Origin of the sequence: Pseudomonas sp. PKS, from assembly GCF_051913525.1 — a bacterium.
GTDB lineage: Bacteria > Pseudomonadota > Gammaproteobacteria > Pseudomonadales > Pseudomonadaceae > Aquipseudomonas > Aquipseudomonas guariconensis_D.
In genome coordinates, this window is the sequence record NZ_JBEGDO010000005.1 from 69,657 (window position 1) to 96,063 (window position 26,407).

At 57.3% G+C, this 26,407-nt stretch carries 18 protein-coding genes; 8 read left to right on the plus strand and 10 right to left on the minus strand.

What is annotated here, in order from left to right:
• Positions 1 to 3: 3 nt before the first annotated feature.
• A complete protein-coding gene (locus tag ABOA88_RS07280; RefSeq protein WP_144188584.1) occupies positions 4 to 1,095 on the minus strand; it encodes a hypothetical protein in 1,092 nt (363 codons plus the stop codon).
• 358 nt (positions 1,096 to 1,453) lie between these two features.
• Between ABOA88_RS07280 and ABOA88_RS07285 the strand changes: the two genes are divergently transcribed.
• From ABOA88_RS07285 to ABOA88_RS07320, 8 genes are all read left to right on the plus strand, one after another.
• Positions 1,454 to 1,810, plus strand: a complete 357-nt coding sequence (locus ABOA88_RS07285) for a helix-turn-helix transcriptional regulator (RefSeq protein WP_083393744.1) — start codon at positions 1,454 to 1,456, stop codon at positions 1,808 to 1,810.
• A 46-nt stretch (positions 1,811 to 1,856) separates the two neighbouring features.
• Positions 1,857 to 3,272 (plus strand): YfjI family protein, encoded by a 1,416-nt coding sequence (locus tag ABOA88_RS07290; RefSeq protein ID WP_144188586.1) that lies wholly within the window; start codon positions 1,857 to 1,859, stop codon positions 3,270 to 3,272.
• Between the two features lie 111 nt (positions 3,273 to 3,383).
• Positions 3,384 to 3,713 carry a hypothetical protein gene (locus tag ABOA88_RS07295; RefSeq protein WP_023101967.1) on the plus strand — a complete coding sequence of 110 codons (330 nt, stop codon included), beginning with the start codon at positions 3,384 to 3,386 and terminating at the stop codon, positions 3,711 to 3,713.
• 97 nt (positions 3,714 to 3,810) lie between these two features.
• Complete coding sequence (locus ABOA88_RS07300; RefSeq protein WP_144188588.1) at positions 3,811 to 4,779, plus strand: DUF932 domain-containing protein; 969 nt, start codon at positions 3,811 to 3,813, stop codon at positions 4,777 to 4,779.
• A gap of 74 nt (positions 4,780 to 4,853) precedes the next feature.
• The gene (locus tag ABOA88_RS07305; RefSeq protein ID WP_144188590.1) at positions 4,854 to 5,858 is read left to right on the plus strand and encodes a YqaJ viral recombinase family nuclease; all 1,005 of its coding nucleotides are present in this window, start codon (positions 4,854 to 4,856) and stop codon (positions 5,856 to 5,858) included.
• A 91-nt stretch (positions 5,859 to 5,949) separates the two neighbouring features.
• Positions 5,950 to 6,900, plus strand: a complete 951-nt coding sequence (locus ABOA88_RS07310; protein ID WP_144189643.1) for a recombination directionality factor — start codon at positions 5,950 to 5,952, stop codon at positions 6,898 to 6,900.
• Positions 6,872 to 7,369 (plus strand): RadC family protein, encoded by a 498-nt coding sequence (gene radC, locus ABOA88_RS07315; RefSeq protein WP_144188592.1) that lies wholly within the window; start codon positions 6,872 to 6,874, stop codon positions 7,367 to 7,369. Before ABOA88_RS07310 ends, radC begins: the two co-directional genes overlap by 29 nt.
• A gap of 10 nt (positions 7,370 to 7,379) precedes the next feature.
• Complete coding sequence (locus ABOA88_RS07320; protein ID WP_165362587.1) at positions 7,380 to 7,553, plus strand: hypothetical protein; 174 nt, start codon at positions 7,380 to 7,382, stop codon at positions 7,551 to 7,553.
• Positions 7,554 to 7,705: 152 nt separating this feature from the next.
• On the opposite strand, the gene ABOA88_RS07325 is transcribed toward ABOA88_RS07320, so the two are convergent.
• The 9 genes from ABOA88_RS07325 to ABOA88_RS07365 are packed head-to-tail and all read right to left on the minus strand — an operon-like array spanning position 7,706 to position 26,208.
• Positions 7,706 to 10,807 (minus strand): type I restriction endonuclease subunit R, encoded by a 3,102-nt coding sequence (locus ABOA88_RS07325; RefSeq protein WP_144188594.1) that lies wholly within the window; start codon positions 10,805 to 10,807, stop codon positions 7,706 to 7,708.
• A 9-nt stretch (positions 10,808 to 10,816) separates the two neighbouring features.
• On the minus strand, positions 10,817 to 14,068 hold the full coding sequence (gene zorD, locus ABOA88_RS07330; RefSeq protein ID WP_144188596.1) for a type I Zorya anti-phage system protein ZorD: 3,252 nt from the start codon (positions 14,066 to 14,068) through the stop codon (positions 10,817 to 10,819).
• Entirely contained in the window at positions 14,068 to 15,744 is a 1,677-nt protein-coding gene (gene zorC, locus ABOA88_RS07335; protein ID WP_144188598.1) for a type I Zorya anti-phage system protein ZorC, read from the minus strand. Before zorC ends, zorD begins: the two co-directional genes overlap by 1 nt.
• Entirely contained in the window at positions 15,745 to 16,482 is a 738-nt protein-coding gene (gene zorB1, locus ABOA88_RS07340) for a type I Zorya anti-phage system protein ZorB1 (RefSeq protein ID WP_144188600.1), read from the minus strand.
• Between the two features lie 13 nt (positions 16,483 to 16,495).
• Positions 16,496 to 18,691 carry a type I Zorya anti-phage system protein ZorA1 gene (gene zorA1 / locus ABOA88_RS07345; RefSeq protein WP_144188602.1) on the minus strand — a complete coding sequence of 732 codons (2,196 nt, stop codon included), beginning with the start codon at positions 18,689 to 18,691 and terminating at the stop codon, positions 16,496 to 16,498.
• A 60-nt stretch (positions 18,692 to 18,751) separates the two neighbouring features.
• A complete protein-coding gene (locus tag ABOA88_RS07350; RefSeq protein WP_144188604.1) occupies positions 18,752 to 20,071 on the minus strand; it encodes an McrC family protein in 1,320 nt (439 codons plus the stop codon).
• Positions 20,068 to 22,743: an AAA family ATPase gene (locus ABOA88_RS07355; RefSeq protein WP_418948339.1), complete on the minus strand. Its 2,676-nt coding sequence runs from the start codon at positions 22,741 to 22,743 to the stop codon at positions 20,068 to 20,070. The genes ABOA88_RS07350 and ABOA88_RS07355 overlap by 4 nt, the downstream gene beginning before the upstream one ends.
• Positions 22,740 to 24,212 (minus strand): restriction endonuclease subunit S, encoded by a 1,473-nt coding sequence (locus tag ABOA88_RS07360; protein ID WP_144188606.1) that lies wholly within the window; start codon positions 24,210 to 24,212, stop codon positions 22,740 to 22,742. The genes ABOA88_RS07355 and ABOA88_RS07360 overlap by 4 nt, the downstream gene beginning before the upstream one ends.
• Positions 24,202 to 26,208, minus strand: a complete 2,007-nt coding sequence (locus tag ABOA88_RS07365) for a type I restriction-modification system subunit M (protein WP_144188608.1) — start codon at positions 26,206 to 26,208, stop codon at positions 24,202 to 24,204. The genes ABOA88_RS07360 and ABOA88_RS07365 overlap by 11 nt, the downstream gene beginning before the upstream one ends.
• Positions 26,209 to 26,407 lie beyond the last annotated feature (199 nt).

The following is a 26,407-nucleotide window of genomic DNA, read 5'->3' on the forward strand; positions in this document are numbered from 1 at the left end:
ACGTTATTTTATCAAAGTCCGCGCAGCCTTATTTTCGATAATAAAATCGAGAATGAATTGACGCAAACCATCTAGATCAAAGGCATCACCAAGCCCCGACTTTGAAATCCCAACCAAAACATCATCCGCTATAATTCGTGAAATTTCATAATTTTGACTCTGTCTGCTTTTGAATTTTCTAACCTCAAGCACACTCAAAATAACAGACTCAACAATTTTAATATCACTTTGTTTTAGACGACCACGCCTAGGTGCACCCCCACCTTTAATGGCGCGAGACCTTATTTCAGGCGAGACCCCAGAATAGATTTGCTCAAGATAATCTATAAACTTCTCAGCACGCAGACACTCAGCAGAATAATCATCATTCATTCCTTCACGCAAACAGCGATATGCACTAGCCATGCTAAAGCGAACAACATGAATAAGATCTTTCTCACGACGAGAGCTTCTACCAGGTCTTTCCGCTCTCGCACACAACTCATTCAGATATAAATCAAAATTATCAATTTCATCTATTTCGCTTTCTGCCACACCAAGCATTGACTGCATAAATTCCGAATACATACCAACGCCATCAAAGTACCTAGGATACCTATCCAGCACGGCACGCGCCCGATGGCAGAGCGCATCAAATCGCCCATAAGACTCTATATGAGATTCATTAATTTCATCTTCAGCCAATCTACGCCTTTGCTCATGAACCCAGTTATTTAAAATACTTAAGGAACTACATTCACCCATGTGAAGATCATCATCATCCAATTTAGCCACTTCATCCCAAGCCTCTCGTATAGAAACCCACTTGAAACCTGCAGCATCTATGTCGCCACCTACATATTTCATCAAAAAATTAACAAGGGTTCCACTCTTAACAAATATCAAGTGGAGCGGTATAAGAATAAATTCAGCATTAATACAGAAATCATCAACCAACCTAGAGCGCACCAACTTTGTCGGCGCGCAACCAGGACTCAGCTCCCATCTCAAGAATAACCCCTCAGAATAGTTAATTTCTTTAGGCAGTAAAACTTCAAAAGAGTCATTAGTAATCAATACACCGTAATGAGCAGCTTTCGGCACAGCAAGCCTCATAAGCCTATCTCCACAATTTCACAATAAGCCTAGCACTCCCCTTCCCCAGGCCGTACAAGACAAACGCCTGAGAGGCACACAGCTTCATCATCCGTGCCACCCAAGTCTATGCCATCACGCCTGCTCGCTTTCTGCATCCCCGAAAGAGGAAGCGCTAAAAGCCAGCGATAGCTGCGATAGCAGTCGCAGCTATCGCTGGCTTTTGATACCTCCCCCGACCGAAAACACAAACGGACTACCACAAACCCTTAGTCATTTCAAGGCCAGTGCTTGCAGGTAAAAAATTACCGCTAAGTACAAGCGGTGTAAGCCCATGGGCACAGGAATAGCATCGCCTCACCAACTCGGAGGCAATCAAATGACCAACACCCGCGAATCAGAGGCGAAGAATTTCGAAGGGGATCCAACCGTTCTATTTCGAGTCGAGCACTTCGCCAATGCACACAAATCACTATCCAAACTACGGAAAAAGGAGACGAACGCACATACAGAAAAAACATCCTCCCCCCAAATCATTCGGCTTAGTCAGCTAACGCAGATGCTATCGATTTCTCGATCCTGCGTTTATGACTGGCTGAATCCAAAGTCACCCAGGCACGACCCATCCTTTCCGAAACAAGTTCGGCTCTCAGGGCGCAAAAGTGGCGGCGCAGTAGGTTGGCGATTGGAATCAGTTATCGCATGGCTAAACAATCGCGAGCAACCAGATATCTAAACATCACCATAGAAACTTTGAATACAAGCCAAAGAGAGAAAATAAAATGAATCAAAACATCACCAATGAAACAATCCTTACTGCACTCAATGAGTTCCCCTTGCTTAAAGATATGCTTATTGAGGTAGCCGAAGCAACACAAGCACCATTGGAGTTGGTGTTAGCCTCAGCGCTTTCAACTATTTCGCTCTTATGCCAACCACTGATTGATGTAGAGCGACCAGGAAAAATGATCGGGCCGGTCTCTCTAATGGTCATCAGCATTGCACAATCCGGAGAAAGAAAGTCAACAGTTGAAAGCATGTTTATGGGTGCCGTCCGGGTATTTATAATAAATGCGATTAAAGCACATGAAAAAGAGTTACTTGTATGGCGAATCAAATCAGAAGCCTGGGAAGCAAGAAAGCGCAAAATCATTAAAGAGATGAGCGATCATCCTGAGACCGACCCAGCGTACAAACATTTTGAAAATGAATTAATTCTCCATCACGAACTGAAACCCGAACGGCCGCGCGCATTCAATCCAATCTATGAAGACGCCACTACCGCAGCTCTTCTCAAGGGAATGCGTCTTGACTGCCCTTGGGCAGCATTGATGTCAAGTGAAGGAATTTCTGCCTTAAAGGGAGTATTTAATGATTTCGGGAAAATTAATGCGCTATGGACAGGTAGCACCATTGATGTAGCAAGGGCAACCGTAGAAGGATGCTCACTAAATGATGCCCGTCTAACCATAGGAATTATGATTCAACCACAAATACTAAAGGAATATCTTGAGGGGAAGGGAGATCGCGCTCGATCTGTAGGCTTACTATCTCGCGCCTTAGTCTTTAACCCAGAGTCGACTCAAGGAAAGCGATTCATTAACAAACGACCAATAAACAAAGAAGTCATTGCGCGCTACCAGTCACGAGCAAACCAACTTCTTGAAAAAAGTATTCAACGACTTCGTAACATCACAGAAGAGAAGGAAATCATCAAGTTCTCTTCAAGCGCCGCCGAATACTGGACAGAATCATATAACAATATCGAATACGAACTACAAAAAGGTGGCAAGTATGAACGATCAAAAGATCACGCATCCAAGCTTAGCGAGAACATCGCCAGAGTTGCTGCTCTCTTGCACTACTTTGAACTTGGCAATGGCATTATTTCATTAGCAGAGCTCAAGTCAGCAGAGAAAATCGTACTTGAGTGCTCAAAAACATTCCGAAACGAGTTCACCTTCATGCCTAACATCATCAGCGATGCAGAAACCCTACACGCCTGGCTACAATCAAACTGCAAACATTCACCACTATTTAACTGGGTCGAAAAAAATACAGTCCTGTACAAAGGCCCAGGGAAATTCCGAACAATTTCGAAGTTAAACCCACTCCTCGACTGCCTTGAGGCCCAAGGAAAAATTACTGTTGACTACACTAAAAAACCTGTACGAATTATACTAAAACTCAACAGCTAGTGAACCAACTTCAAAACCGGCCTTGCGCCGGTTTATTTATTTTTCTTGATTCGAATTTATCACAACAACACATAACCGCATTGACATAACCACCAAAAAGGAACTCCCCACATGTCATTGCAGTGCCCTCGCTGTCACTCCCCCAAAGTCGCTTCCTTCCATCACGCCATGAAAGCCGGCGCGGCCATCGGAGCTGTCGGTGGCCTCGCACGTGGCGTCAGCGCTGCCTTGGCAGGCGGCAAGGCCGGCGCAGCGCTCGGCGTAATCGCCGGTCCTGTCGGTATCACTCTCGGCTCGGTATCCGGCGCCATTCTCGGTGGCCTGGCCGGAAGCGTCGGTGGCTGTGCGATTGGCGCGCAGCTCGGCGAGTCGCTGGACCGCCATGTCCTGGCTCACAACCTCTGTCTGCTCTGCGGTCACCGCTTCAACCTGCCGGCCTAATCCGGCCACCGCTCTCCTCTTCTTAATCCATCACTGACTGCCGGTGCTGCGCCATGCGCAGCGCTTTATGCCGGCCTGTACCCAAAGGAAATTCGTCATGGCTCATCAAATCGAACAAATGGCCTACGTTGGTGCTACTCCGTGGCACGGCCTGGGCAACAACCTGCCGCAGAAACAGCCCATCGAAGTCTGGCAACGCGAAGCCGGCATGGACTGGCAGATACTGGAAAGCCCCGTGCACTTTAAGTCGGACGCCATCGGCCACCTGGGCACCATCCACTCATTCCCCGAACAAAAGGTGCTCTACCGCTCGGACACCAAGGCACCGCTGTCAGTGGTCTCGCAGCGCTATCACACCGTGCAGCCTCGGGAAGTGCTCGAATTTTATCGTGACCTGACCGAGGTCTCCGGCTACGAGCTGGAAACCGCTGGAGTGCTCAAGGGCGGTCGCAAATTCTGGGCGCTGGCACGCACCGGCCAGGGCGCTGCACTCAAGGGTAACGACCAGGTGAATGGCTACCTGCTGTTGGCCACTTCCTGCGACGGCACTCTGGCCACCACGGCAACGCCCACCACCATCAGAGTGGTCTGCAACAACACGCTGACCATCGCCCTTGACGGCACCAGCCGTGCGATCAAGGTACCGCACAGCACCCGCTTCGATGGCGACCTGGTGAAGAAGCAGCTCGGTATCGCCGTCTCGCAATGGGATGACTTTATGTACCGCATGCGCCACTTGGCGGAACGCAAGGTGCAGTGGCATGAGGCACTGGGCTTCTTTATGAACGTGATGTGTGAGACCAGCCCGACCGGTCCGCTTCCTGAACAGCTGCCGAACGAGCGCGCTCTGCGCAAAGTGCAGGAGCTGTACGAAGGCCGTGGCCGTGGCAGCCAGTTGGAATCGGCACGCGGCACGGCTTGGGGCCTGCTCAATGCCGTGACCGAGTTCGTCGATCACGAGCGCCGGGCACGTAGCACCGAGTACCGCCTCGACTCCGCCTGGTTCGGCCAGGGTGCCCAGATCAAGCAACGCGCCTTGGATACAGTCCTGCAATTAGTCGCCTGACCTTTTACCCACCCCATAACGCCCAACCCGCTTCGTTGCAGGTCGGGCGTTTCTATTTCTGCAAGGTGAACGCTATGAAAGCCACTTCATTGAATCGCAGCAACAGCAACTCCCGCCCGGCTCTGCGCCTGGTCAGCACCAAGGAACTGCCACGCGAAGACTGGCTGCAGATCCGCAAGCAAGGCATCGGCAGTTCGGATGCGGCTGCGGCCGTGGGGCTGAACCCCTATAAGTCACAGCTGGAGCTGTGGCTGGAAAAGACCGGGCGCGATGCTGGCATGCCCAAGGCTGATCCTCAGGATGAGGAAAGCCCGATGTACTGGGGCAACGTGCTGGAGCCCATCGTGGCCTGGCACTACAGCAAGCGCACTAAGAACAAGGTACGGCGCATCAACGCCGTGCTGCAGCATCCTGATCCGGAGTTGCCCTGGATGCTGGCCAACATCGACCGCGAGGTGATCGGGGCCGACGATGTGCAGATCCTCGAATGCAAGACAGCCGGCATAAACGGGGCACGCCTCTGGAAAGAAGGCGTGCCTGAGTATGTGCAGCTGCAGGTGATGCACCAGCTCGCAGTCACCGGCAAGCAGGCGGCAGACGTGGCTGTGCTGCTGGGTGGCCAGACTTTGGAGATCCATCGCATCGAGCGGGATGAGCAGATGATCGCTCGGCTGATCGAGCTGGAGCGAAAGTTCTGGCAGTACGTGGAGACCGATACACCGCCACCGGCTGATGGCACTGCTTCCGCTGAGTTGGCGCTGCGCTGCCTCTATCCGGAGGACAACGGCCAGGTCGTCGACTTCAGTAGCCAGGCAGGGCTGGCCGCAGCCTTCATTGAACTGAAGGCTGTTCGTCAGTCGATTGCCGACAAGGAAAAACGCGAGGCTGAGCTAAAGCAGATGCTGCAGCAGGCCATGGGCGATGCTAGCCGGGCGGAGTTCGCCAACGGTTACATCACCTGGCGCAAGGCCAAAGACAGTGTCGGCTTCGACGTCGCGCAACTGCTCAAAGAAAAGCCGCACCTGCAGGCCAAGTACCCACTGCTGAAAACGGGTGCACGGCGCTTCCTGGTCGGCTGAAACCCAACTACTCAATCCATTTCCTCCCCTTGGCCAGTCCATGCAGTTCGCGCTGCGTGGCTGGCCTTTTTTCGTTTGCAGGAGAACCATCATGCTCAAAGGTCTGGCAATCACCCCGCCCGTACTCGGACGGATTTCCATCGGTAAAGTCATCGAGAAGAACGGCAAGCGCCTACCGGAGAAAGATGACCAGTTCACTATCACGTCCCAGGTGCAAGGCAAGGATGGCTGGCTGCTGCACCCGCTCAATGACGAACTGCGTCAGGGCAAGGACGACAAGCTGCGCAGCATTCCGGTACGCCTGCTGTTCAACGAGCCGGAGCTGAATTTCCGAGCCGACTACACGCTGTTCGACCGGCAATCGGGGCGCCCGGTTTGCGTCGGTAATGGCGAGACCTGCAAGCGGGTCACCCAGGATGGCATGCAGTCACTGCCCTGCCCCTCGCCAGACGCTTGCCCACTGGCCAAGGGCGGCGCGTGCAAACCCTTTGGACGACTGAACGTGGTCATTGGCGACGAGGATCCGCTCGGCAGCTTCGTTTTCCGCACCACCGGCTTCAACAGCATCCGCACCCTCGCCGCTCGCCTGCATTACTTCCAGGCCATCTCGGGCAACCGCCTGGCCTGCCTGCCGTTGGAGCTGCGTCTACGCGGGAAGTCGACGCGACAAAGCCATGGCACGCCGATCTTCTACGCCGATCTGACGGTAAGAGGCGGCATGGACATGGCTGAAGCACTGGTGACAGCCAGCGAACTCGATTCGCGGCGGCAAGCTGCCGGCTTCAATCAGGCAGCGTTGGATGAGGCTGCACGACGCGGCTTCGGCAACGGTGCGTTCGAAGACAGCGAGGAAGATGCCAGCGCGATCGTTGAAGAGTTCTACCCCGAGGGTGAAGCCCCTGCTGCAGCAACAATTTCGCAACTCAACCCCACCAAACCCAGCCTGGCTGAAAAGCTTGAGGCACAAACTGCGCGTCAAAACTCACCAACTGATCAAGACCAAGGAGGCCGTCATGCGCCTGCACAAGCTGAAAGCCAGTGACACGACCGGCACCTACCTGGTCGAGTCGCCGGTTACGGAAAGCGACATCTTGCTGATGGCCAAACAACTGGCCAGTCTGCGTCTACGCAAGGGACGTGCCCTGACGTCGCCTAAGGAGGTGTTCAGTCACCTGCAGGCGCTGCTGGCTGATTATGAGCACGAGGTGTTCGCACTGCTCATGCTCGACAGCCGGCACCGGGTGATCGCATTTGAGGAGCTGTTCAGGGGGACTCTCGATGGAGCCAGCGTGTATCCCAGGGAGGTCGTGAAGCTCGCCCTGGAGCACAACGCAGCCGCCCTGATCCTGGTGCATAACCACCCTTCGGGTGACCCTGAGCCCAGCATGGCGGATCGCAACCTCACCACGAAACTGCAGGACGCACTGAATCTGGTCGGAGTCAGAACGCTCGATCACGTTGTGGTAGGCCAGGAGGATTGTGTGTCGTTGGCTGAGCGCGGCTACCTGTAAGGAGGTGCCAATGAAACTGCTGCTACGGACTGTTGCCTCGGCATTCATGTTTGCCGGGATCTTGGCCGGTTGTCTGGCGATATTGCTGCTGGTGATTCTGATGGTGCGCTTTCCACCATTGCTGATTGCCGTGGTGTTGGCGTGCTGGATCTACCGGAAACAGAAAGTAAGAATGAACCCTTGAACAGTGAGCCAGCGTGGGTAGTCGAAAGACTGCCTGCAATGGCTCTCACTTTTTCTTTTGCCTTGGCAGCTAACGCTCACATGAAGCAGCAGGTGGGTCAACACAGGCTTGAGGCGCTTGGTCAAACAGCGATCCTTGCTGGTTCTCCATCGTTACATCCACGCCTCACAAAGCGTCTCGGCCTGCATCAGCACCAGCTGGGCTGCTTCCTCCTGCTGATCCGGTGGGTACTTGTACTTACGCAGGATGCGCTTAACCAAAAGACGTAACTTGGCACGAACGCTGTCGCGGTTGCTCCAGTCCACGGTCACGTTCTGGCGCAGACTTTGGGTAAGCTCATGAGCGATCTTCGCCAGGGTCTCATCACCCAGCTCGCGTACTGATGATTCGTTGTTGGCCAAGGCATCGTAGAAGGCCAGTTCGTCGTCATTGAGCCCCAGCTGATCACCGCGCTTGCTCGCTGCAGCAAATTTCTTGGCCATCTCGATCAGCTCTTCGATGACTTGAGCCGTTTCGATAGAGCGGTTCTGATAGCGCTTGATCACGCTATCGAGCAGTTCGGAGAACTTCTTCTCCTGGGCCAGGTTGCTGGCGAACTTGCTCTTGATCTCGCCTTCCAGCAGCCGTTCCAGCAGCTCCACGGCAAGGTTCTTCTCCGGCAGGTTGCGCACCTCAGCGAGGAATTCGTCATCGAGCAGGCCGATGTTGGGCTTGTCCAGGCCAACCGCCTCGAACACATCCACCACCTCACCGGAAACCACTGCATTGCCGATGATCTGGCGGATCGCAAGCTCTCGTTCTTCATCCGTTTTCTTTTTTGCGCTGATGTCGCGCTTGGTCAGCAACACCTTGATCGCCTGCAGGAAGGCAACTTCCTCACGCACCGCCTTGGCCTCGTCCAGCGTGCAGCACAGGGTGAAGGCCTTGCTCATGGCCAGTGCGTTGTCAGCAAAGCGCTTCTTGCCATCCTCCAGCCCCAGCACATGGTTGGCCGCACCGGCCAGCAGCTTGTGCCCGCCAGTCAAGAAGTCGCTGTAATCGAAGCCATGCAGCAGGCTGCGCAGCACATCGAGTTTTTCCTCCAGCACGGCATAGGCCTCATAGGCATCGACCGTAGGTCGCCCCCGGCCCTTGCTGGCGGTGTACTCCTTGAGCGCTGCCTTCAGCTCGTTGGCGATGCCGATGTAATCCACCACCAGGCCGCCCTGCTTGTCCTTGAACACGCGGTTCACCCGGGCGATGGCCTGCATCAGGTTGTGGCCCTTCATGGGTTTGTCGACATAGAGGGTATGCACGCAGGGCGCATCGAAGCCGGTCAGCCACATGTCCCGTACGATGACCAGCTGCAGCGGGTCTTTCGGGTCTTTGAAGCGCTTTTCCAGGCGCTTCTTCACCTGGCTCGGATAAATGTGTGGACGCAGCAGCGCCTTGTCCGAAGCACTGCCGGTCATGACGATCTTCACCGCGCCCTTCTCCGGGTCCTCGTCATGCCACTCCGGGCGCAGCGCGATGATCGCGTCGTACAGGTGCACGCAAATCTCGCGGCTCATCGCCACCACCATGGCCTTGCCACTTTGCGCCTGGTTACGTTCCTCGAAGTGCGCAACCAGATCAGCCGCCACGCTCTGAATCCGTGGTTCAGCGCCCACCACTTTCTCCAGCGCGGCCCAGCGCGATTTCAGGCGCGACTGCTGATCCTCTTCCTCATCCTCGGCCAGCTCATCGACTTCCTCGTCGATATGCGCCAGCTCCGTATCCTTGAGCGACAACTTGGCCAAGCGTGACTCGTAGTAGATGGCCACGGTGGCGCCATCTTCCTTGGCCTGCTGCATGTCGTAGACGTGGATGTAGTCGCCGAACACCGCACGGGTATCGCGGTCCTCGCTGGACACGGGCGTGCCGGTAAAAGCCACGAAGGTGGCATTGGGCAAGGCATCGCGCAGGTGCTGGGCATAGCCCACCTGATAGCGGGCACTGGCCTCGGCCACCTTAAGGTCCGGCACTTTCAGCGAAGCACTGAAGCCATATTGGGTGCGGTGCGCCTCGTCGGCCACCACCACGATGTTCGAGCGCTCCGAAAGCACCGGGAAAGTGTCTTCATCCTCGCCCGGCATGAACTTCTGGATGGTGGCGAAAACAATGCCGCCACTGGGGCGATTGGCCAGTTTCTCGCGCAAATCACCACGCGTGGTCACCTGCACCGGCTGCTCACGCAGCAAATCCTGAGACAGCGAGAAAACGCCGAACAGCTGGCCGTCCAGGTCATTGCGGTCGGTGATCACCACAATGGTAGGGTTTTCCATCGCCGCTTCCTGCATCACCCGCGCAGCGAAGCAGGTCATGGTGATGCTCTTACCCGATCCCTGGGTATGCCAGACCACCCCGCCCTTGTGCGTGCCGCCTGGGCGCGAGGCGCTGACCACCTGCTGGATGGCCGCTCGCACGGCATGGAACTGGTGATAGCCGGCAATCTTCTTCACCAGCCGGCCGTCATCCTCAAACAACACGAAATAGCGCAGGTAATCCAACAGCATCGCCGGCTGCAGCACACCACGCACCAGCGTCTCCAACTCGTTGAACTCACCCAGCGGATCGACCGTTACACCATCGATGGTGCGCCAGCGGGCAAAGCGCTCGATATCCGCCGACAGCGAGCCCATACGCGCCTCGCTGCCATCGCTGATCACCAGAATCTCGTTGTAGTGGAAAACGTCCGGGATCTGTTCCTTATAGGTTTGGATCTGATCAAACGCTTTCACCAGGTCGGCATTCACATCCGCCGGGTTCTTCAACTCCAGCAGCACCAGCGGCAGGCCGTTTACGAACAGAATGATGTCCGGCCGGCGCGTGTGCTTCGGCCCCTGAATGCTGAACTGATTGATCGCCAACCACTCGTTACCGCGCACATCCGCCCAGTCGATCAGGCGTACGAAGTCACCGCGTGTTTCGCCGTCCTTCTGGTACTGCACCGGCACACCGCTGACCAGTAGGCGATGGAACAGACGATTGGCCGAAAGCTGCACCGGCACACCCAGCTCCAGCACCTGGCGCAGCGCATCTTCGCGCGCAGCCAACGGCACCTGTGGGTTGAGCCGCGCGATGGCCGTGCGCAGGCGCATGGTCAAGAGCACGTCGCGATAGCTCTCGCGCTCGGGGTTATCGCCGTCGTGGGCGATATCCGGGCCATACAGATGCGTGTACCCCACATCACTGAGCCAGCCGAGGGTTTCCTGCTCCAGCTGATCTTCAGTCATTGTTCAATCTCATCCTTGCGCCCTTAACAGTTCCCCAAACTCAGATACCTGAAGCTCAGATGCCCCATGCAGCATATCCCGCGCCAACGCGCGTCGCTTCTGTAGCAGCTCATCCAGCGTCGCCTCAAATGTAGGCATCCCGTCATCACGCACAGTCGGGTAATAGACGTACACGTCCTTCTCCTGACCAATCCGGTAAGCGCGATCAGTTGCCTGATCCTCTTTGGCCGGATTCCAGCAGCGAGTGAAATGGATAACGTGGTTGGCTGCCTGCACGTTCACACCAAATCCAACTGCAACAGTGGAGAGGATTATCACCGAGAAACCAGGCTGCTCTTGAAAACGGTCGATCAGTCGCTGCCGGCTATGCGCACTCTGGCTGCTGGTGCTGGTATCACCATTGATTACAGTGGGTTTGAAGCCGAAGCGTTGCTGAATTGCATGCTGCAATTCACGTTGGATGTCCCGCAACTCGGTGAAAAGGATGACCTTATCGCCGCTGCCCGAACGCGCAATGTTATCCAGCGTGCTTAAGAGCCATTGAAGTTTCGGCGAGTGCTCCCTCAAGCGTGGATCAGGCTGCACGCTGAACGGGTGCGCGCACACCAACTTGAGCCTGTGCAATAGGCCAAGCATGCCGCTCTCCCGCTGCTCCAATTGCTCCTGCATCTGCTGCTTCTGTGTGTACTGGGCCACCTCGGACAAATAGAGATTGCGCTGCAATGTGTGCATCAGCAGCTTGCGGCACCCCTGGTCCTCGATTTTGGCCGGGAGATCCTTCGCCACATCCTGCTTGGTACGCCGTAAAGTCTGAGGTTCGATAAGTCTACGCAGGCGCTCAAGCGCCGCCGTGTCCCGCTCCATGCCGGCCTCGATGGGGCGTTGATACTCCCGTCCGAACTGATTCAGCCCCCCCAGGAAGCCCGGTTGGATAAAGTCGAACAGACACCACAAATCAATCAGCGTGTTCTCCACCGGCGTTCCCGTGCAGGCGATACGGAATCGCGAGGGGATAGCTTTCGCCGCTTGCGTGATCAGCGCCGCCGGGTTCTTGATCTTCTGCGCCTCGTCGCAGATCACGATAGCCCACTGCTGCCGTGCCAAGGAGAGTTCCTGATCACGCAAGGTTTCATAGGTGGTAAGCACGATACGAGCATCGCCCATCCAACCCGGCCGAAGAAGATTTTTTATCCCCTTGGCCTGCAGATCCCCGGGAATCTCGTCCTTCTTGAACTTCACAGCGCTGAGCGCGCCGCCATAAAGCTTCAGTACCGGCAATGCATCCGCATAGAAGAAGCGCTGCAGCTCACGCTCCCAGTTATCCAACAGGGAAACGGGGGCAACAATCAGGACCGGTTTACCCTGAGGATTCTGCTCCAAATACCAAACAACGAAGGTCAGCAGTTGAATGGTCTTACCCAAGCCCATGTCATCGGCAAGCAAGCAACCCGCGACATGATCGGGTGATAAGCCAAACAGGTGCTGCATCCACGCCACACCTTTCATTTGATGATCGCGCAGTTGAACTTCGGGGCGAAGCAGTTCTGGAATATCCGCGTTGGCATGCCGCCCCGCCAGCAGAGCCGCCTCACGGCGCTGGGCATAGGTCGCTTCCTCAATGTTGTGCTCGATATGCAGCACCGCACGACCAGCTACGGGCTCAGTCACAACAGGTGGTTTTGGCTCGACCGGATTAAGCTTCTTCGACCAGGCTTCATAAAGCTGCTCCGCGACCTGGAAAGGTAGGGGGGTTTCAGTACCCGGTAGACATACCTGTTCATCACCCGCCATACGCGCCTGGTCGATGCGGTGCTCAAACTCTTCAAAATCTTCGCGGCTGGCAGGATCCCACTGGCTGAGCAGTTCGCTATCCACCCCAAGCTCTTTCACATCCGTCGGCAACCAGTTTTCCGTTGCCTCTTTCACCAAAAATGGGGATGTAATGCGCTCCGCCTCACCAATGCCGACGACGCGATCACCATACGAGGCCAAATCCAGCACCGCCTCGAATGTCTGTCCGGCCTCCTGGCGCTGCCAGTGGCGCAAAAGCTCATTGACCCCTGCCAATTGCGCGAGATCGAAGTCACTCAGCTCCAGCTCATAGCCCTGCCAGAATCCCGCGGGCATACCAGCTGCCAACTTCACCTGCAGCTCATTCACGAATGGTGCGAACTCATGGGCAAAATCGAAGCGCAGCTCAATTTCGGGTAGCGGCTTGGACGAGATAGGCTCAAGGAACAGACTAATCGACTGAATATGTTTGCCGTCTTCGCCTAGACAAGGTTCCAGGCGAAAACGATGGAAGTAGATGCCCGCGTCAGCCAGCTGCTCCTCATACTCGTCCGCATCAACAACCTTCTCGGCCGCATCCCCGATCACGCTGTAGGGGTTGCGCACCAGTGACAGCGCTTCATCACCGGCTACCCGCCGCCCCGGTAACGCGCGAACAGATTCAAGCACCGCCTTTACATCCGGCTCAATCAGCACGTGCGTCACCGTTCCATCGGCACCCGGCACCCTGTACTTATCCTGCACCTGCTTGTAACCATCGAAACTGGCCAACCAATTGTCAGGCTGCCCATCAAACGCGACATCCAACTCGATAATCGGCGTACCGGCGACAACTGCCTTACGCGGCTTCAGCTTCAAGTGCTCAGGCTTGACCACCACAGTTTTGTCGAGGAACCCGTCCAATCCCGCACCAGCGCGCTTGGCCAACTTACGGATATTGGCCCAGCCGATCTGGTTGGCGACTTCTCCCGGAGCCTGCTGCTGAGTGGCATGCAAATCTCGAATGGCCTTTAACAGCTCCCAGACCGCTCGCGGAAGCAGCTCAGTGGTGCTGGCGTAGCGCACCACGGCGCCAGAACGCTCGAAAGTAATCGGGTTACCCGTCCGCGGGTTACGCCAGGACTGGATAAACACCTTGAAATCCGGATCCGATAAGCCACCGGTACTGGCCAACTGTGGCTGTAGGTCGGAAATCGCGGGCAAGCCAAGTAAGGGAAGGCTACTAGCGTGCTCCGAATCATCCAAAAGCTGGTAGATCGACTCCCAAGGCAACAACCAGCGATCACTCAGCTGGCTGGCATAGTCCTCTTCAAAGAGCTGGTCCAGGTAGGCAGCGACGGGCCAGCTTGCATCGTCGCCGGCCAGACTCAAGGCATAACAAAGACCTTGCTCTTCGATCTGGTAAGCACCAGGCGCTGCCCCCTTGGCGGGCTGAGAACGATCCTTCCCGGGAAAAAATCGGCCGAGCATCAAAGCCTCCAGAACATGAGTGCATTGTTTTTCACAGCCTTGAAGCCGAGGCGCAGCAGCGCTGTTTTGGCAGCCGCATCATCCCTGGCAAGCAAAACCTGGTAGACCCCGCTAGTCGAGCGGTGGTCGAACGTCTTATAGGGCACACTGCCCAACATCGACTTAACCTGCACGTCCAGCGAATCACCCGCAACAGATGCAGACGCAGCACTTGGGGCGGCGGGCTTGTCTTCGGAAACGCGGGGGTGCGTATATGAAGCGGGACACTGCGCGACAATTCCCAACGCTCGGAGCTCGTCATCAAACTTATCCAGCCACCCTTCGACCACATTGGGTCGCCGCGGGGCTGGAGAGTGGGACATACGCTTCAGCGCCCGTCCTTGCTGCTTCAGCTCAGTTGCCAGCCCCAGCACCTGTTTGTCCGGATTGAATGGAGCGGCATCGGCACGATAGACGTAGCACGCATTGCCGGTACCGGAGAACTCGACAAAAAAGTAGTTGCCGATCTGCATCACCACCGCGTTGTTGTGGCTCGGCCCGCCGGTAAGCTGACTCAAGCGCCCTTTGTTTTTCTCGCGGAAGGCCACGAAATCACTACCCCGGTCATGCCACGCATCACCACCCATCACAATCCGCGTATAACTCATCTGATTGGCAAAGCGCAGCCAGTAGAACAAACGCGACTGATCGACCTCCGCCTCGCCCTTGAGCAAGGTGAAGAAGTGCTCCAGATCTTCCTTGGCGAACCAGGCCACCACCATGGCGCAGACAGGCTGCTCCACATATTGCAACCAGGCATTCTGCTTGGAACGCATCTGCGGGCTACCCCAGTGCTCCAACGCAGCTTGCTTGAGTAGCGAGGACGACTGCTCGCGATATCGCGAACGGTGATAACGAGTCAGGCAGGCACTCAGCACCTGATTGAGATAGCGCGTATTCAGCTGCCCCAGAGCTACCAACTCCGGCAGGCGCTTTAGGAAGGTTTCGTCATCCAGCAGGAAAATGCGCGAAAGCAGAACCGCAAAAATCCGCTGCCACAACCAACTGCTATCCGGCACCTGGGCAATGGCCTGCAGAGAGGAAAGGTCACGCGCCCTGCCCTCGAATATCTCCCCCGCCAGACGAGTTCCAGCCTGAGCGCCGAACAGTTCGCGATGCTCAGCTACAATGCGCATCCACTCTTTCTCGCGACCAATACGCTGCCTGACAGCATCAAAGCCGCGATCAATATCGTCACGCAGCACCCGCCAGTTCGCGTTGTCATCGGGTTTGTGCTCATCGTAGGCAAAGTAGCTGAAACACAGCGCCAGCCAGTCGCGGCGGCTAAGTGACCGCTGCTCGATACGGCCAGCCACTTCCCGATGAACACGGTCAAACAGCTGATCGTCCTCCAACACCGGAACACTGACCTCATCGTCATCGGCCAACCCGGCAAAAACCAGGCGCCACTCCGATGAAGTTAGCGCCTGCTCGCGCTTGAACTTGCCAAGTGCCAGCAAGCGTTTCTCACGGGGCGGTGCCAGGGCTTTTTCGACCTGATCAAAGCGCCGAGAAAGCTCTGTGCTGGCGCGCTTCAGCGCCACCAAGCCACTGAGCCCAACATCGCCGCTGCGCTCATTCTGGCGCTGCAAGCCGGAAGCGATGGCCGCCGACAGAGACGACAGAGCCCGGCTCATCTAGCGCATCTCCAACTGGCATTTTTCGTTTGCCGCGTAGGCAAACTCAAGCGCCGGCTCCTGGCCTTCATGCTCCTGGTCCTTGAGCCCGAAGAACTGCATGCGAAGCTCCACCCGCCGACTCTCCTCCTTGCTTTCCTTGGCATTGTTGAACGACACACCGCCAGCCAGGAACATGGAGCGAATCTGCTGTTGACGCTCAGCTGAAAGCCCTTTCTGCACCGGGCTGCGGCTATCGAGCAGACTGCACATCACCCACTCCGAGCGCTGCAGGGAGAGGTGCAGGTTGTACAGGTAAGAGCCGTCCGTATCGGTGAAGCCCTCGATCACCACCTGCTTGAGCCACTTGCGCCCCTCTTCGCTGTCAGCAGCATCCAAGATCAACGGCACAACATCCTGCAGGGCCTGTTGCCCCTGGCTGTTGAGGAAGTATTGATTGTGGCCAAAGCGCCCAGCCTCACCGAAGCTAATGCGGTTATCCCGGCAGTCCACCACGATGGTGGAGTTAAGATCTCCGGCCCTCAGTTTTAGGTCCTGGCAGAGCTTAGCGATGTCCTTGCCACGCTGTTTCTCACCTTGTTCAGCCTGCTGAATGCGCTGCGTCACCGAGCTCAGCGAGGCCACCATCACCACCAGGAACAAGATCATCATCGCCGTCATCAGGTCGGCGAATGATATCCAGAAAGGCTTCTCGCCTTCGTCACGCGCCCGCGCGGGAGCGGCTGATTTGCCGAACATGCTCTACCCCCCCTCAGCGGCGCTGAACGCTCTCCATGATGTCACTGAAGTCTTCCAGGCTTTCCTTGACCCCTTCGACACCACCGGCCAGGCTGGTCATCGCCTTGTGCAGCTCGGCATCCAGGCTACCCAGCGTCTGCCGCAGGCTACGATCTACCCCCTCGCTAAACTCGTTGAAGCCCTTGCCCAGCACGGCGCTGATCTGCTCCAGGTAGTCGTTCACTTCACGGTTAAGCGCCTGCAGCCGCTCGCCTTGCTGCTTCAGATCCTGCAGGTACTGACTGCGCCCAGCGGACTCACTCTGAGTAGTGGCGACCACACCTTGAATGACCGCAAGCGTCTGACTCAGTGCTTCACGGTTATTGCGATAGTCAGCCACAACACTGGTCAGCTCGCGGGAAGCGCCAACCAGATCGCCGCTAGTGCCCTGCAGGGCACCCAGCACGCCCGCAGTCGCCTCGCCGGCTTTACTCACGCTCTGCCCGGCGCTGTCGAAGCGCTCGGCTGCCAGGCGCATCTTCTCGGCACCTTGTTGCATGCTCTGCAGGTGCTGCTCGGTTTGCGCTCCCAGCAGTTTGAGGCTTTCCTGCATCGCGCCTTGCTGATCGGCGACGGCATCCAGCAGGGTTTTCACCTGTTCTTCCAGCCCGCCAACCATCTCGCGCGTACCACGGTGCAGTTCGACCTGGGCGACCTTACTGGCCTGATCCATCTGCGTGCGGTTGTGCTCTAGCTGCTTGAACAAGCCACCCAACCGCTCGCCCAACACTTCCACCGAGCCGGCGATCTTGGCCATGGTCTCCTGCTGGCCCTGGCCCATGCTCTGCTGCATGGATTCGACAAAGGCCTGCAGATTCGCCGCCATGGCCTGCTGACGCGCTTCGCTGTCGGCGAACAGCTTCTCCAGCTGCTTGGCCATCCGCTCGCCAGCACCCTCGCCTTCGCTGCCGATACGCGCGATGGAGGTCTGCAGGTTGGCCAGCATCTCGTTCATCCCGGCTTGCATGCTGTTTTGCCCGGCCTGCATATCGGCCAGCAGCTGCGCGATTATCTTGGCGCTGTTCTGAGATGAAGCCTCGCTGGCCGAGCGCATGTCGCCGACCAGTTCATTGAAGCCCTGCTGCATGGACTGCATGGCCGCTACCGACTGCCCCAGCATCTCGTGCAAGCCATTGAACTGCTGACCAAAGGTACTTTCCAGCTTGCTCATAAAGGCTGCTAGCACATCGGTGAGCAGGCTCTGCACCTGGCTGCTCTGGTCGCCGCTGGCGGTATTCACCGCTCCAGCGATGGCCTCCAGGGGAGACTTGAGGCTGTTTTCAAGGGCACCGCCAATCTGCTCGGCCAGCACCTGACCAGAGTCGCGGTAACTTGCCGAAAGGGTATCAGCCAACTTGAGATTCTCACGCACCTGGGTATCCACAAGGTTCTGCAGCATCTCACGCAGGTCGGTGACCAGGCTGTCCTTGAGCTGACGGGTCTGAATCGAACTTTCGTTGCTCGACCTCACCAGCTCCGCCAAGTACTCCTCGCCCACACCACTGTCGAACAGCCCATCGATACTCTCAGTCAGGGTTTCCAGATGCTTGTAGCAGCGGCCTAGGCGCCACTTTTCGGTCAGAGTCACGCCAATAGAAGCGAAGATCGAGAAGAAGGAGCCGAGGAAGGCAAATAGCACGTCTTTGAGCAACTGATCGACGCTGGAGCTGACCTGCTCGGGCGTGCTGGGGTCGAAGTGCTGCAGGCCCAGCATCAAGCCGAAGAAAGTGCCGACAATCCCGATCCCCGTCAGGATGCCCGGCAAGTGCTTGTAAAACTCTGTACCCAGCGGCGTCTCCACCACCGTTTGCGCGGTGAAGAAATGTCCCGCACCCGCCGTGGCACGGGAGCACAACAAGCGCTGCTCACCCTCGCGCACCTCGAACTGGTCATGCAGCGTCTCGGCATACTCCTGCCAGGCATGCCCCAGCGTATGCTCCTGGAACAGCTGCTCCAGCTCGCTACGGCGCTTGGCTGGCTGCAGCTCCTTGATTGCCCGCACCTGCCGCGTGAGCTTCTTCAAGCGGCGGCTCAATGCAAACGACCGCAGGAAGTAACGCAGCAAGTACCAAAGGCACAGCACCGTCACCAGACTAAATACGAACACGGGAGCAATCAGCTGCTCGGGTGTTGCCTTATCCCAAAGGTCCAACCACTTCGAATAGTCCATAGCCCTAGCCTTGCTTGTTTTCCAGCGGCCTCTGCGGGCCTTTTTCTTAATTCAGGTGATTCAAACAGCCATTAACTGACTGCGCTCCGCAACGACCCCACTTTCCTGTCGCACAGGTACTCCAACGGACTCAGCGTCCCGCAAATGGTCGCTATCTAACTCGAAGGGCAACACCCATAACTGCATGCCCTTGCCGTAATCAAACATCGGCAGCGCTTTCTGAAGACCAGACCAATACGGATAAATCAGTACCAGCCTCGGCACCTCGTCGCCTCTTCGGTATTTATGCCCATAGGCAAACAGCTGATAGAAATCGCTCTGACTCAGGTCGTAGTTCTTCTCAGGTTTACCGGCATCGATGCGCTTCCACTTGGTATCAAGAATCCAACGCTGCTCTGGCGTGTCGATCAGCAAGTCCGGTTTCAGGCAGAACATCTTTCCGCTGTCATGCGCGCACAGGTGGTGCTGGCTGGCTTGTGAGGTCAGATTCGCACCGTGCAGCAAGCGTTGCCGCAACCAGCCCTCCACATAGCACTCAAATAGCTTTTCCATTGGGAACAGCAGGCTCATCCCTCGCCACTCGCCACTCACGGCTATCGGCATCTGCTGATTGAGGATCAGCTCGCACCAGGGCTTGATCGCCTGATAATGCGCCATCAGCCGGTCGCGGCTCCAGGCGCGCAGATCCTGGCTCACCTGACGACTGGCGGGCACCTCGGCCAGCATTGAGCGCAGCTCATTGGCCAGGCGCCAGTTGCCGGCATCCTGCGTGCTTTTTGCCACCAGCTCCAACGCCAGCTTGAGCAAGCGGTTTTCCGCACGATCAGGTAAGAACACATCGTGGCGAATCTGGAAGTGATGCTGCCGTCCCGGCGGCTGGCGCATCTGCGCCACCACATTGAGCTGGCCGCGCAGAAATCGCTGCTCTTCCTCGATACGCTGATAGTCGAAGCGCACGCCACGCTTCACCAGCAAATCCAGCTCAGTCAAGAACTGCCCCATTACCCACTCGCTGAGAGGCGCATCGAACAGCTCCAAGCTGGCCACCGAGGCCTCACGGGGCTTGAGCTGCAGAGCCTGCTGGATCAGCTTACGCAGCAACTGGCGACTTTTGAGCAGGCAATCGTCCTGCTCATGGTGCTTGGGCAGAATCTCCAGGCGCGTGCCACAGGGCGTCTCCACCACCCCTACGTAAGAGTCCCACTTCAACGCATGCCGCCCGTCCACCTGCAGCAGCGTGGCGCCGTTACGGCTGAAGCTGGCGCTCAGCTCACATAGCCAGTCGAACGCGCTCTGCGATAGCTGAGCCACATCCAACGTGGGCTCAACCTCGGCCGTAGTCAGGCGAGCGTACTCGCGGATGGTGACGGTTGCTTTCACGCCCTGCCCTGGCTTAGCTGATCGATCAGGTGGCGCCCCAGGCTTCTAGTATTCAGAGGGTTGCCGCTGCTGTTCTGCTGGCTAACGCCAAGCTGTTCAGCCAACTGGCGCAAAATGGGCTTGGCCGGCTGCAGCAAGGTATCCGCACGCCACACCTCAACGGAGCCGCTGGCCAGTTCTCGCAAGGTGAACTCACCCTGCACCGCTTCGCGCGTTACCACCCGCTCAGCAGTCACCCGTGAGGCATCGAGAATGCCGATATAGGCCTCCATTCGCTCGAACGCCTCATCATTAAGCGTCCAGTAGCTAGCCGCCAAGCCTTGCCCCACGTCCCGGCCAAACAGTGCTTCAGCGAAGCTGGTTCGCTCCTGAATGAACTGATCGTTTGGCGCCTTGCGCTGGTCATTCAGAACCCAGGCGATGCGCTGCCAGTCCTCGAAGAAATACTCCTGCAGCAAAGGCAGAATCTGGTTGCGGAAGATCAGCTCCAGCCGAGCCTGGGAGCCATCCTTTTTCAACGGCATAAAGTAGGCATGGCCCAAGCAGTGATCCCGATCCAGCAGCACCTCGATGCGCTGGTTCATCACCCGCAGCAGCTGACCAATGTTCAGCCCGACCACCTCAACATCATCCAGCAGCTCAGGCCGCGGCGGCATCTCGCGGAACACGAAGCGCCGGCGCAGAGCAATATCCAAACCGGCCAACGAACGGTCGGCAGTGTTCATGGTGCCGATCAGGTAAACATTCTTCGGCACGCTGAACGGCTTCTTTGAATAGGGCAACTTCACGCTCAGCGCCTCATCGGCACCCTCGCGCTTGGACTCCTCGATCAGCGTGATCAACTCACCGAAGATGCGGGAAACATTGCCCCGGTTAATCTCATCGATAATCAGCACATAGGGCTCACTGTCTGCGCCCGCCACCGTCACCGACTCAACCGGTTTCACGCCCTGCTGCTGCAGGTATGACAGCAGATCAGCCCAGGTGAAGCGGCTCATCGCATACACGGTTTTCAGCGTGAATTGGCGCTCGTCATTGAGCGGCAGAATGGACAGATTGATATCCCGATACAGCCAGCGCACCGAGCGCACATGCTGATAGTCACCGAGCACTCCGGCCGGCACCTGCGCCTCATAACGGTAGTCGCCGGTCACCACGCCAATCGAGCCGATCTGCTCGGCCGAGTGGATGCACAGCAGAATGTCACCCACCACCATCTGCTCGGCGAAGTAACTGAGCGTGCCTTTATCGCCACCGCCGAGCGACTGGTAGTACGCATTCTGCTCATAGTCTCCACGCAGATCGCCTGTTTTACCCCAGCCAATACGCGCCTCACCGTTGGCCAGGCAATAGTTCTTGGTTGGCGATGCACCAGTGCCGGCAATGGAAATCTTCCAGATGGCAGGATTGGCCCGCACCCCCAGCTCAGATGCTGGGCGCGTGCGGGCATCATCACAAAGGCGCTTGAACACACCCGACTCAACGGAATACCTGACCTGCCCGGTTTCTGTGTCGGAGTCCGCCCGCAGCCCTTCGACAAAGTCCTCGTAGCTGAAGGTCTGGTGGAAGGTCACAAAGCGCACCCGCTCGGCGGTCACGAAACGGTCGAACTCCGCCTTCAGACGCTTGCGCGTCTCCGGGTCATTGCCACTGCTCTGCGCCAGGAACTCGGGCGCCAGAATGGCCAGCGCCTGGTCGATGGTGTGGTAGGTTTTGCCGGTGCCCGGTGGGCCGAACAGAATCTGGTTCAGGGCAGTGGCGCTCTTTTTCATACTGGAAGACCTCTGCTCGCACTGCTTGTTTTGGCCCTTTAGCGCTTCCCGCTCCAACTCAGCGGCAAACTCCAGCACGTCCTTTTCACCCCGTCTGGCCATCAGTTGCTGCTGTAACTCACGGACACCACCAGTAGCGCCCGCGCCCAAAATGCGCTTCAACTGCTTCTGATTGAAGAACGGCAAGACCAAGGGCTGTGAACGATTCTGGTAAAGGAAGGCCACCTTCCAAACCAATGACCCCGGCGCGTTTTTGAGCCCACTCATCAGGCCAAGATCCCCCTGCTGCACGGCATCTATAGCCGTCAGCAGTTCGGCCTTGAGGTTATCCAAGGCTTGTTGCGCACTGTCGCCGAGGATCCTGTACCAGAGGTATTGGCCATCGCTCTGCATATCAGAGCCTGGGTCGTTCCTGGGATTGGCCCCGCGCAAACGCACCCCGGCACTCATCAAGCCCTCTTTGAAATCCCCGAGCTTGTTCGTATGGTCGCGCATCCAGCTGTAGAAGGTGTCGTCACCCTCGCTGCCGTAATACTGCTCCAGCGTCAACTCGCGCAGCTTTGACACCGGCCAGCGCGCCAGAAACTTATCCCATTGCTGGCGCCCTTCCTGCGGATCAATGCTCGGCTCTGATGTGCGATAGCGGTTATAGGCCAGCCATTGCTTGAGGCCGCTCTGCACATTGCCGCTGTTGCTGGCTCCAATGGCAGCATGCTCGCCCTTGGGGCCATACAGCAGATAGAGGCGCTCCAGTTCGTCGAGATCGTCGATGGCAAACACATCGCGACCACAATGATTGGAAACGGTATTCACCCCAGTGAGGTAGTTGCTGGCGGTATTTTTGGACTTGCCCGAGGCAACCATCCAGTCCTTGAACAATTGACCGACGTTCTCGCTCACAGGGCTTTCTCCAGCAGGGTTTCTGCTTCCGGCAGGCGCAGCTGGCCGGAGATCAGGCGGGGTAAGAGGGTGTCGCGGAGTTGGGTGAGGGTTTGGGCTTGGCGTTCGTTTTCGATTAAGCGCTCAAACAGCGGCTCGGCGATATTTGCAAACGCGTCCAGCACGTCAGCTGTTGGCACCAACGCAGGGATTGGACGGAAAGCCTTTTTGCTGATTTCCATAAAGGTCGAACCATTGGCGCGACCTTTTATTCCTTCCATGTTTTGACGACACCAGAACAGCATATACACAGGTGAAAGTTCACCGCCTGGAGGAATGGCGATATAGCCCTGATTAACTGCAACCGGCATCTGGGCGATGGCTAGATAGCCAATTGGAGCACGGGAAGACAGCAACAAAGTACCCGCAGGTAACAATCCCGAGCTGACCTTGGCTAACCCTAAAGACGAAAGCTGGCGTTCTGTCCGAAGCAATACAGGGGATTGCAGGCCTGACAGGTCTTTAGGTGTTGTCCAGCAATGCTCGGCTGGCTCCCAGTAGCTTGGTTCTTTGGTATCAGGCGTCCCCCCGCCCAAACAATCCACAGCATCGCCAACTGGCTTAACCTTCCACCCCTTCGGCACCAAGCCCAGTTCGGACTCTTCGAAACTATCGGGGAACAGGGCGGCGGTGGTGGCGTCCATGGCCGCTTTCGGCATCCTGCCTTCAGCGGCACTCATACTTCCCTGTATAGCGCCTTCCGGCTGGCCTTGCGCTTCGGCTCCTGCCTCCGCTCCAGGCCTGGGCAAGTCGGATGCCTGCGGCATCCTTGGTTGCCCGCTGCGCTCGCCATCCTGGCGTGCTCGCCCTTCGGCCTTGGCGCGCACGGGGTCGAAATCGACGAACCAGGATTTGAACAGCGCCTGGGCGATGGCTTCCAGGGTGGCGTTGGTTTCGCGCAGCAGGGTGATGCGGTCGTCGAATGACTTTAAAATCTCAGAAATGCGTACTTGAACTTCTCTGGGAGGAAAAGAAATCTCCAGCCGCCCAATCATCTCGTTATTCAGACTGGCTCTAGTCGACATTGTCGACATTGCCGAGACTGCCTGCCTAAATACAGGGCTGCGGAGGTAATACCCCACATACTCCGGCAACAACTCACTGCTTGGCTTGGGACGGAGACGCTTACAAAACCCGTTGAAGGTTGCGTCTTTATAGCTTCGCAGAGCTACGCAACTCATTCCGAGTTCATGCATCGTTTCGCTTGTCCGGGTCAGGAAAACATCCCCCCTCAAGATGGAGCAGCCCTCTCTCTCTTTTTCTGTGGCTTGAACAAAATCACCCAAGTGCTCAGGTGTGAAGTAATTGTAAAAAACATCCTTGAACGTCAGAAACGGATAGCCCGAGCCAAAATCCTTTGCTGGTTTAGATAACCCGGATCGAACCTCATAATGGTCGAGCAAACTTGCAGTTCGCCACTCAGAGCTCATACCCCAGCCCCCCCAGCTTCTGCCGGATCAACTGATCGAGTTCCGCGCCCTTCTGCATCTGCTCGCCAAGCTGTTGGGTCAGCCGCTGCATCTTCTCGGCAAAGGCTTCATCGTCGTCCTCTACTTCCTCGGCACCCACATAGCGACCCGGCGTCAGCACATGGCCATGCTCGGCGATCTCATTGAGGGTTACGCTGCGGCAGTAGCCGGGGATATCGGCGTACTCGGCTTTGGCATCCTGCGTCGCCCTACCTCCTGCATCCCTGCAGTCGTCGCCAACCAGCCCGCCTTCGGTTAGCGGCTCGCCACGCCAAGCCGCTACGGTTTGCGCGATGCGCTCGATATCGGCGTCGGTCAGCTCGATCTGCACACGGCTAACGCTGGTGCCCAGCTTGCGCGCATCGATAAACAGCACCTGGCCGCTGCGATCACAGCCGGCGGTGCTCAGGGCATGGCGCTTGTCCTTGGCGAGGAACCACAGGCAGGCGGGAATCTGCGTGTTGAAGAACAGCTGGCCGGGCAAGGCGACCATCACTTCCACCACATCGGCCTCGACCATGGCCTTGCGGATATCGCCTTCGCTGTTCTGGCTGGAACTCATCGAGCCGTTGGCCAGCACGATACCGGCTCGGCCATTAGGCTTGAGGTGGTAGAGCATATGTTGCAGCCAGGCGTAGTTGGCGTTGCCTTGCGGCGGAGTGCCATACACCCAGCGCGGGTCGCCTTCCAGGCTGCCGTGCCACCAATCGCTGATATTGAACGGCGGGTTGGCGAGTACGAAGTCGGCGCGCAGATCACTGTGCTGGTTGCGGACAAAGGTATCCGCCGGCTCTTTGCCCAGGTTGAAGTCAATGCCGCGAATGGCCAGGTTCATCGCCGCCAGGCGCCAGGTGGTGGGGTTAGCTTCCTGGCCGTAGATGGACACATCGCCCAGCTTGCCGCCATGGGCCTCGATGAACTTCTCCGACTGCACAAACATGCCGCCCGAACCGCAGCAGGGGTCGTAGACCTTGCCATGGTGCGGGTTGAGCACCGCCACCAGGGTTTTCACGATGCTGGCCGGCGTATAGAACTGCCCGCCCCTGCGCCCTTCGGCGCTGGCGAACTGGCCGAGGAAATATTCGTAAACCTGGCCGAGCAGATCGCGCGCCTTGCCGATGTCCTCGCCAAAACCGATGGTGGAGATCAGGTCCACCAGCTCACCCAGCTTGCCATCCGGCAACTGGACGCGAGCAAATCGCTTGTCGAGGATGTTCTTCAGCTTGGAATTTTCCGCCTCGATGGCGGCCAGGGCCTCGTCGATGCGCTTGCCGATATCCACCTGCTTGGCGGCGGCACGGATCGACTCCCAGCGCGCCACTTCCGGCACCCAGAACACGTTGACCTCGCGGTAGTAGTCGCGGTCTTCCAGCTCGGCGTTCAGTGCTTCGGGGTCACTGCCGTCAAGGGCGTGAGCGCCTAGGTAGTAGTCGTCGTTCTCGTCGGTGAGCCTTCGCTCCAGCTCGGCGCGGCGGCCGGCGAAGCTGTCGGAGATGTACTTGAGGAAGATCAGCCCGAGCACGATGTGTTTGTACTCGGCGGCGTCCATATTGGCGCGCAGTTTGTCGGCGGTGGCCCAGAGGGTTTTCTTCATGTCCTCGATGCCGGTGGCGGGCTGTACCTTGGCCGCCCGGCCCTTGCTGACGGCAGCTGAGGGCTGGACAACATATTCGCCCGGCTCCTCCTCACGCACAGCCGGATCTAAACGCTCGCGCGCCTTGCTTAGCACTTGCTCAGCCAGGCTGCTGGCAACCGGTTGCGCCCGCAGCACCGAACCACCGCGACCACGGCCTTTTTGCAGCACGCCCTGTTCGATCAGCCCATCCCGCGCCGCCCAGAAGGCCTCTTCACTCAGCTGCGGGACCTGGCTTTTCAGGCGCTCCAATAGCGACTGATTGCCAATGCTCGATCCATCGGCAGGTACGGCGGCCAGCAGGGCCTGCTGCAATTCATTCATTCACAACTCTCCACAGCCGCCCGCCGCAGCGCGGGCCAGCCCAATTCAGACACGGGTGGCAACGAAACAACGGAAACCGGAGGGAAGCTGAGCGCCACACGGCGAATGCCGATGCGCATATGCAGAGCCATCCCTGGGATACCGCGACCTGCCATTTGCGATGGCTGTCACCTTATCCACTGACCGGGCCGGGGTAAAG

What these genes read in the sequence shown, in the direction of transcription:
- ABOA88_RS07325 (WP_144188594.1), bottom strand. Translation starts at nt 10,807, where the DNA reads ATGACTGAAGATCAGCTGGAGCAGGAAACCCTCGGCTGGCTCAGTGAT.
- ABOA88_RS07295 (WP_023101967.1), top strand. Translation starts at nt 3,384, where the DNA reads ATGTCATTGCAGTGCCCTCGCTGTCACTCCCCCAAAGTCGCTTCCTTC.
- zorC (WP_144188598.1), bottom strand. Translation starts at nt 15,744, where the DNA reads ATGAGCCGGGCTCTGTCGTCTCTGTCGGCGGCCATCGCTTCCGGCTTG.
- zorD (WP_144188596.1), bottom strand. Translation starts at nt 14,068, where the DNA reads ATGCTCGGCCGATTTTTTCCCGGGAAGGATCGTTCTCAGCCCGCCAAG.
- ABOA88_RS07300 (WP_144188588.1), top strand. Translation starts at nt 3,811, where the DNA reads ATGGCTCATCAAATCGAACAAATGGCCTACGTTGGTGCTACTCCGTGG.
- zorA1 (WP_144188602.1), bottom strand. Translation starts at nt 18,691, where the DNA reads ATGGACTATTCGAAGTGGTTGGACCTTTGGGATAAGGCAACACCCGAG.
- ABOA88_RS07290 (WP_144188586.1), top strand. Translation starts at nt 1,857, where the DNA reads ATGAATCAAAACATCACCAATGAAACAATCCTTACTGCACTCAATGAG.
- ABOA88_RS07310 (WP_144189643.1), top strand. Translation starts at nt 5,950, where the DNA reads ATGCTCAAAGGTCTGGCAATCACCCCGCCCGTACTCGGACGGATTTCC.
- ABOA88_RS07320 (WP_165362587.1), top strand. Translation starts at nt 7,380, where the DNA reads ATGAAACTGCTGCTACGGACTGTTGCCTCGGCATTCATGTTTGCCGGG.
- radC (WP_144188592.1), top strand. Translation starts at nt 6,872, where the DNA reads ATGCGCCTGCACAAGCTGAAAGCCAGTGACACGACCGGCACCTACCTG.
- ABOA88_RS07365 (WP_144188608.1), bottom strand. Translation starts at nt 26,208, where the DNA reads ATGAATGAATTGCAGCAGGCCCTGCTGGCCGCCGTACCTGCCGATGGA.
- ABOA88_RS07360 (WP_144188606.1), bottom strand. Translation starts at nt 24,212, where the DNA reads ATGAGCTCTGAGTGGCGAACTGCAAGTTTGCTCGACCATTATGAGGTT.
- ABOA88_RS07280 (WP_144188584.1), bottom strand. Translation starts at nt 1,095, where the DNA reads ATGAGGCTTGCTGTGCCGAAAGCTGCTCATTACGGTGTATTGATTACT.
- ABOA88_RS07305 (WP_144188590.1), top strand. Translation starts at nt 4,854, where the DNA reads ATGAAAGCCACTTCATTGAATCGCAGCAACAGCAACTCCCGCCCGGCT.
- ABOA88_RS07285 (WP_083393744.1), top strand. Translation starts at nt 1,454, where the DNA reads ATGACCAACACCCGCGAATCAGAGGCGAAGAATTTCGAAGGGGATCCA.
- zorB1 (WP_144188600.1), bottom strand. Translation starts at nt 16,482, where the DNA reads ATGTTCGGCAAATCAGCCGCTCCCGCGCGGGCGCGTGACGAAGGCGAG.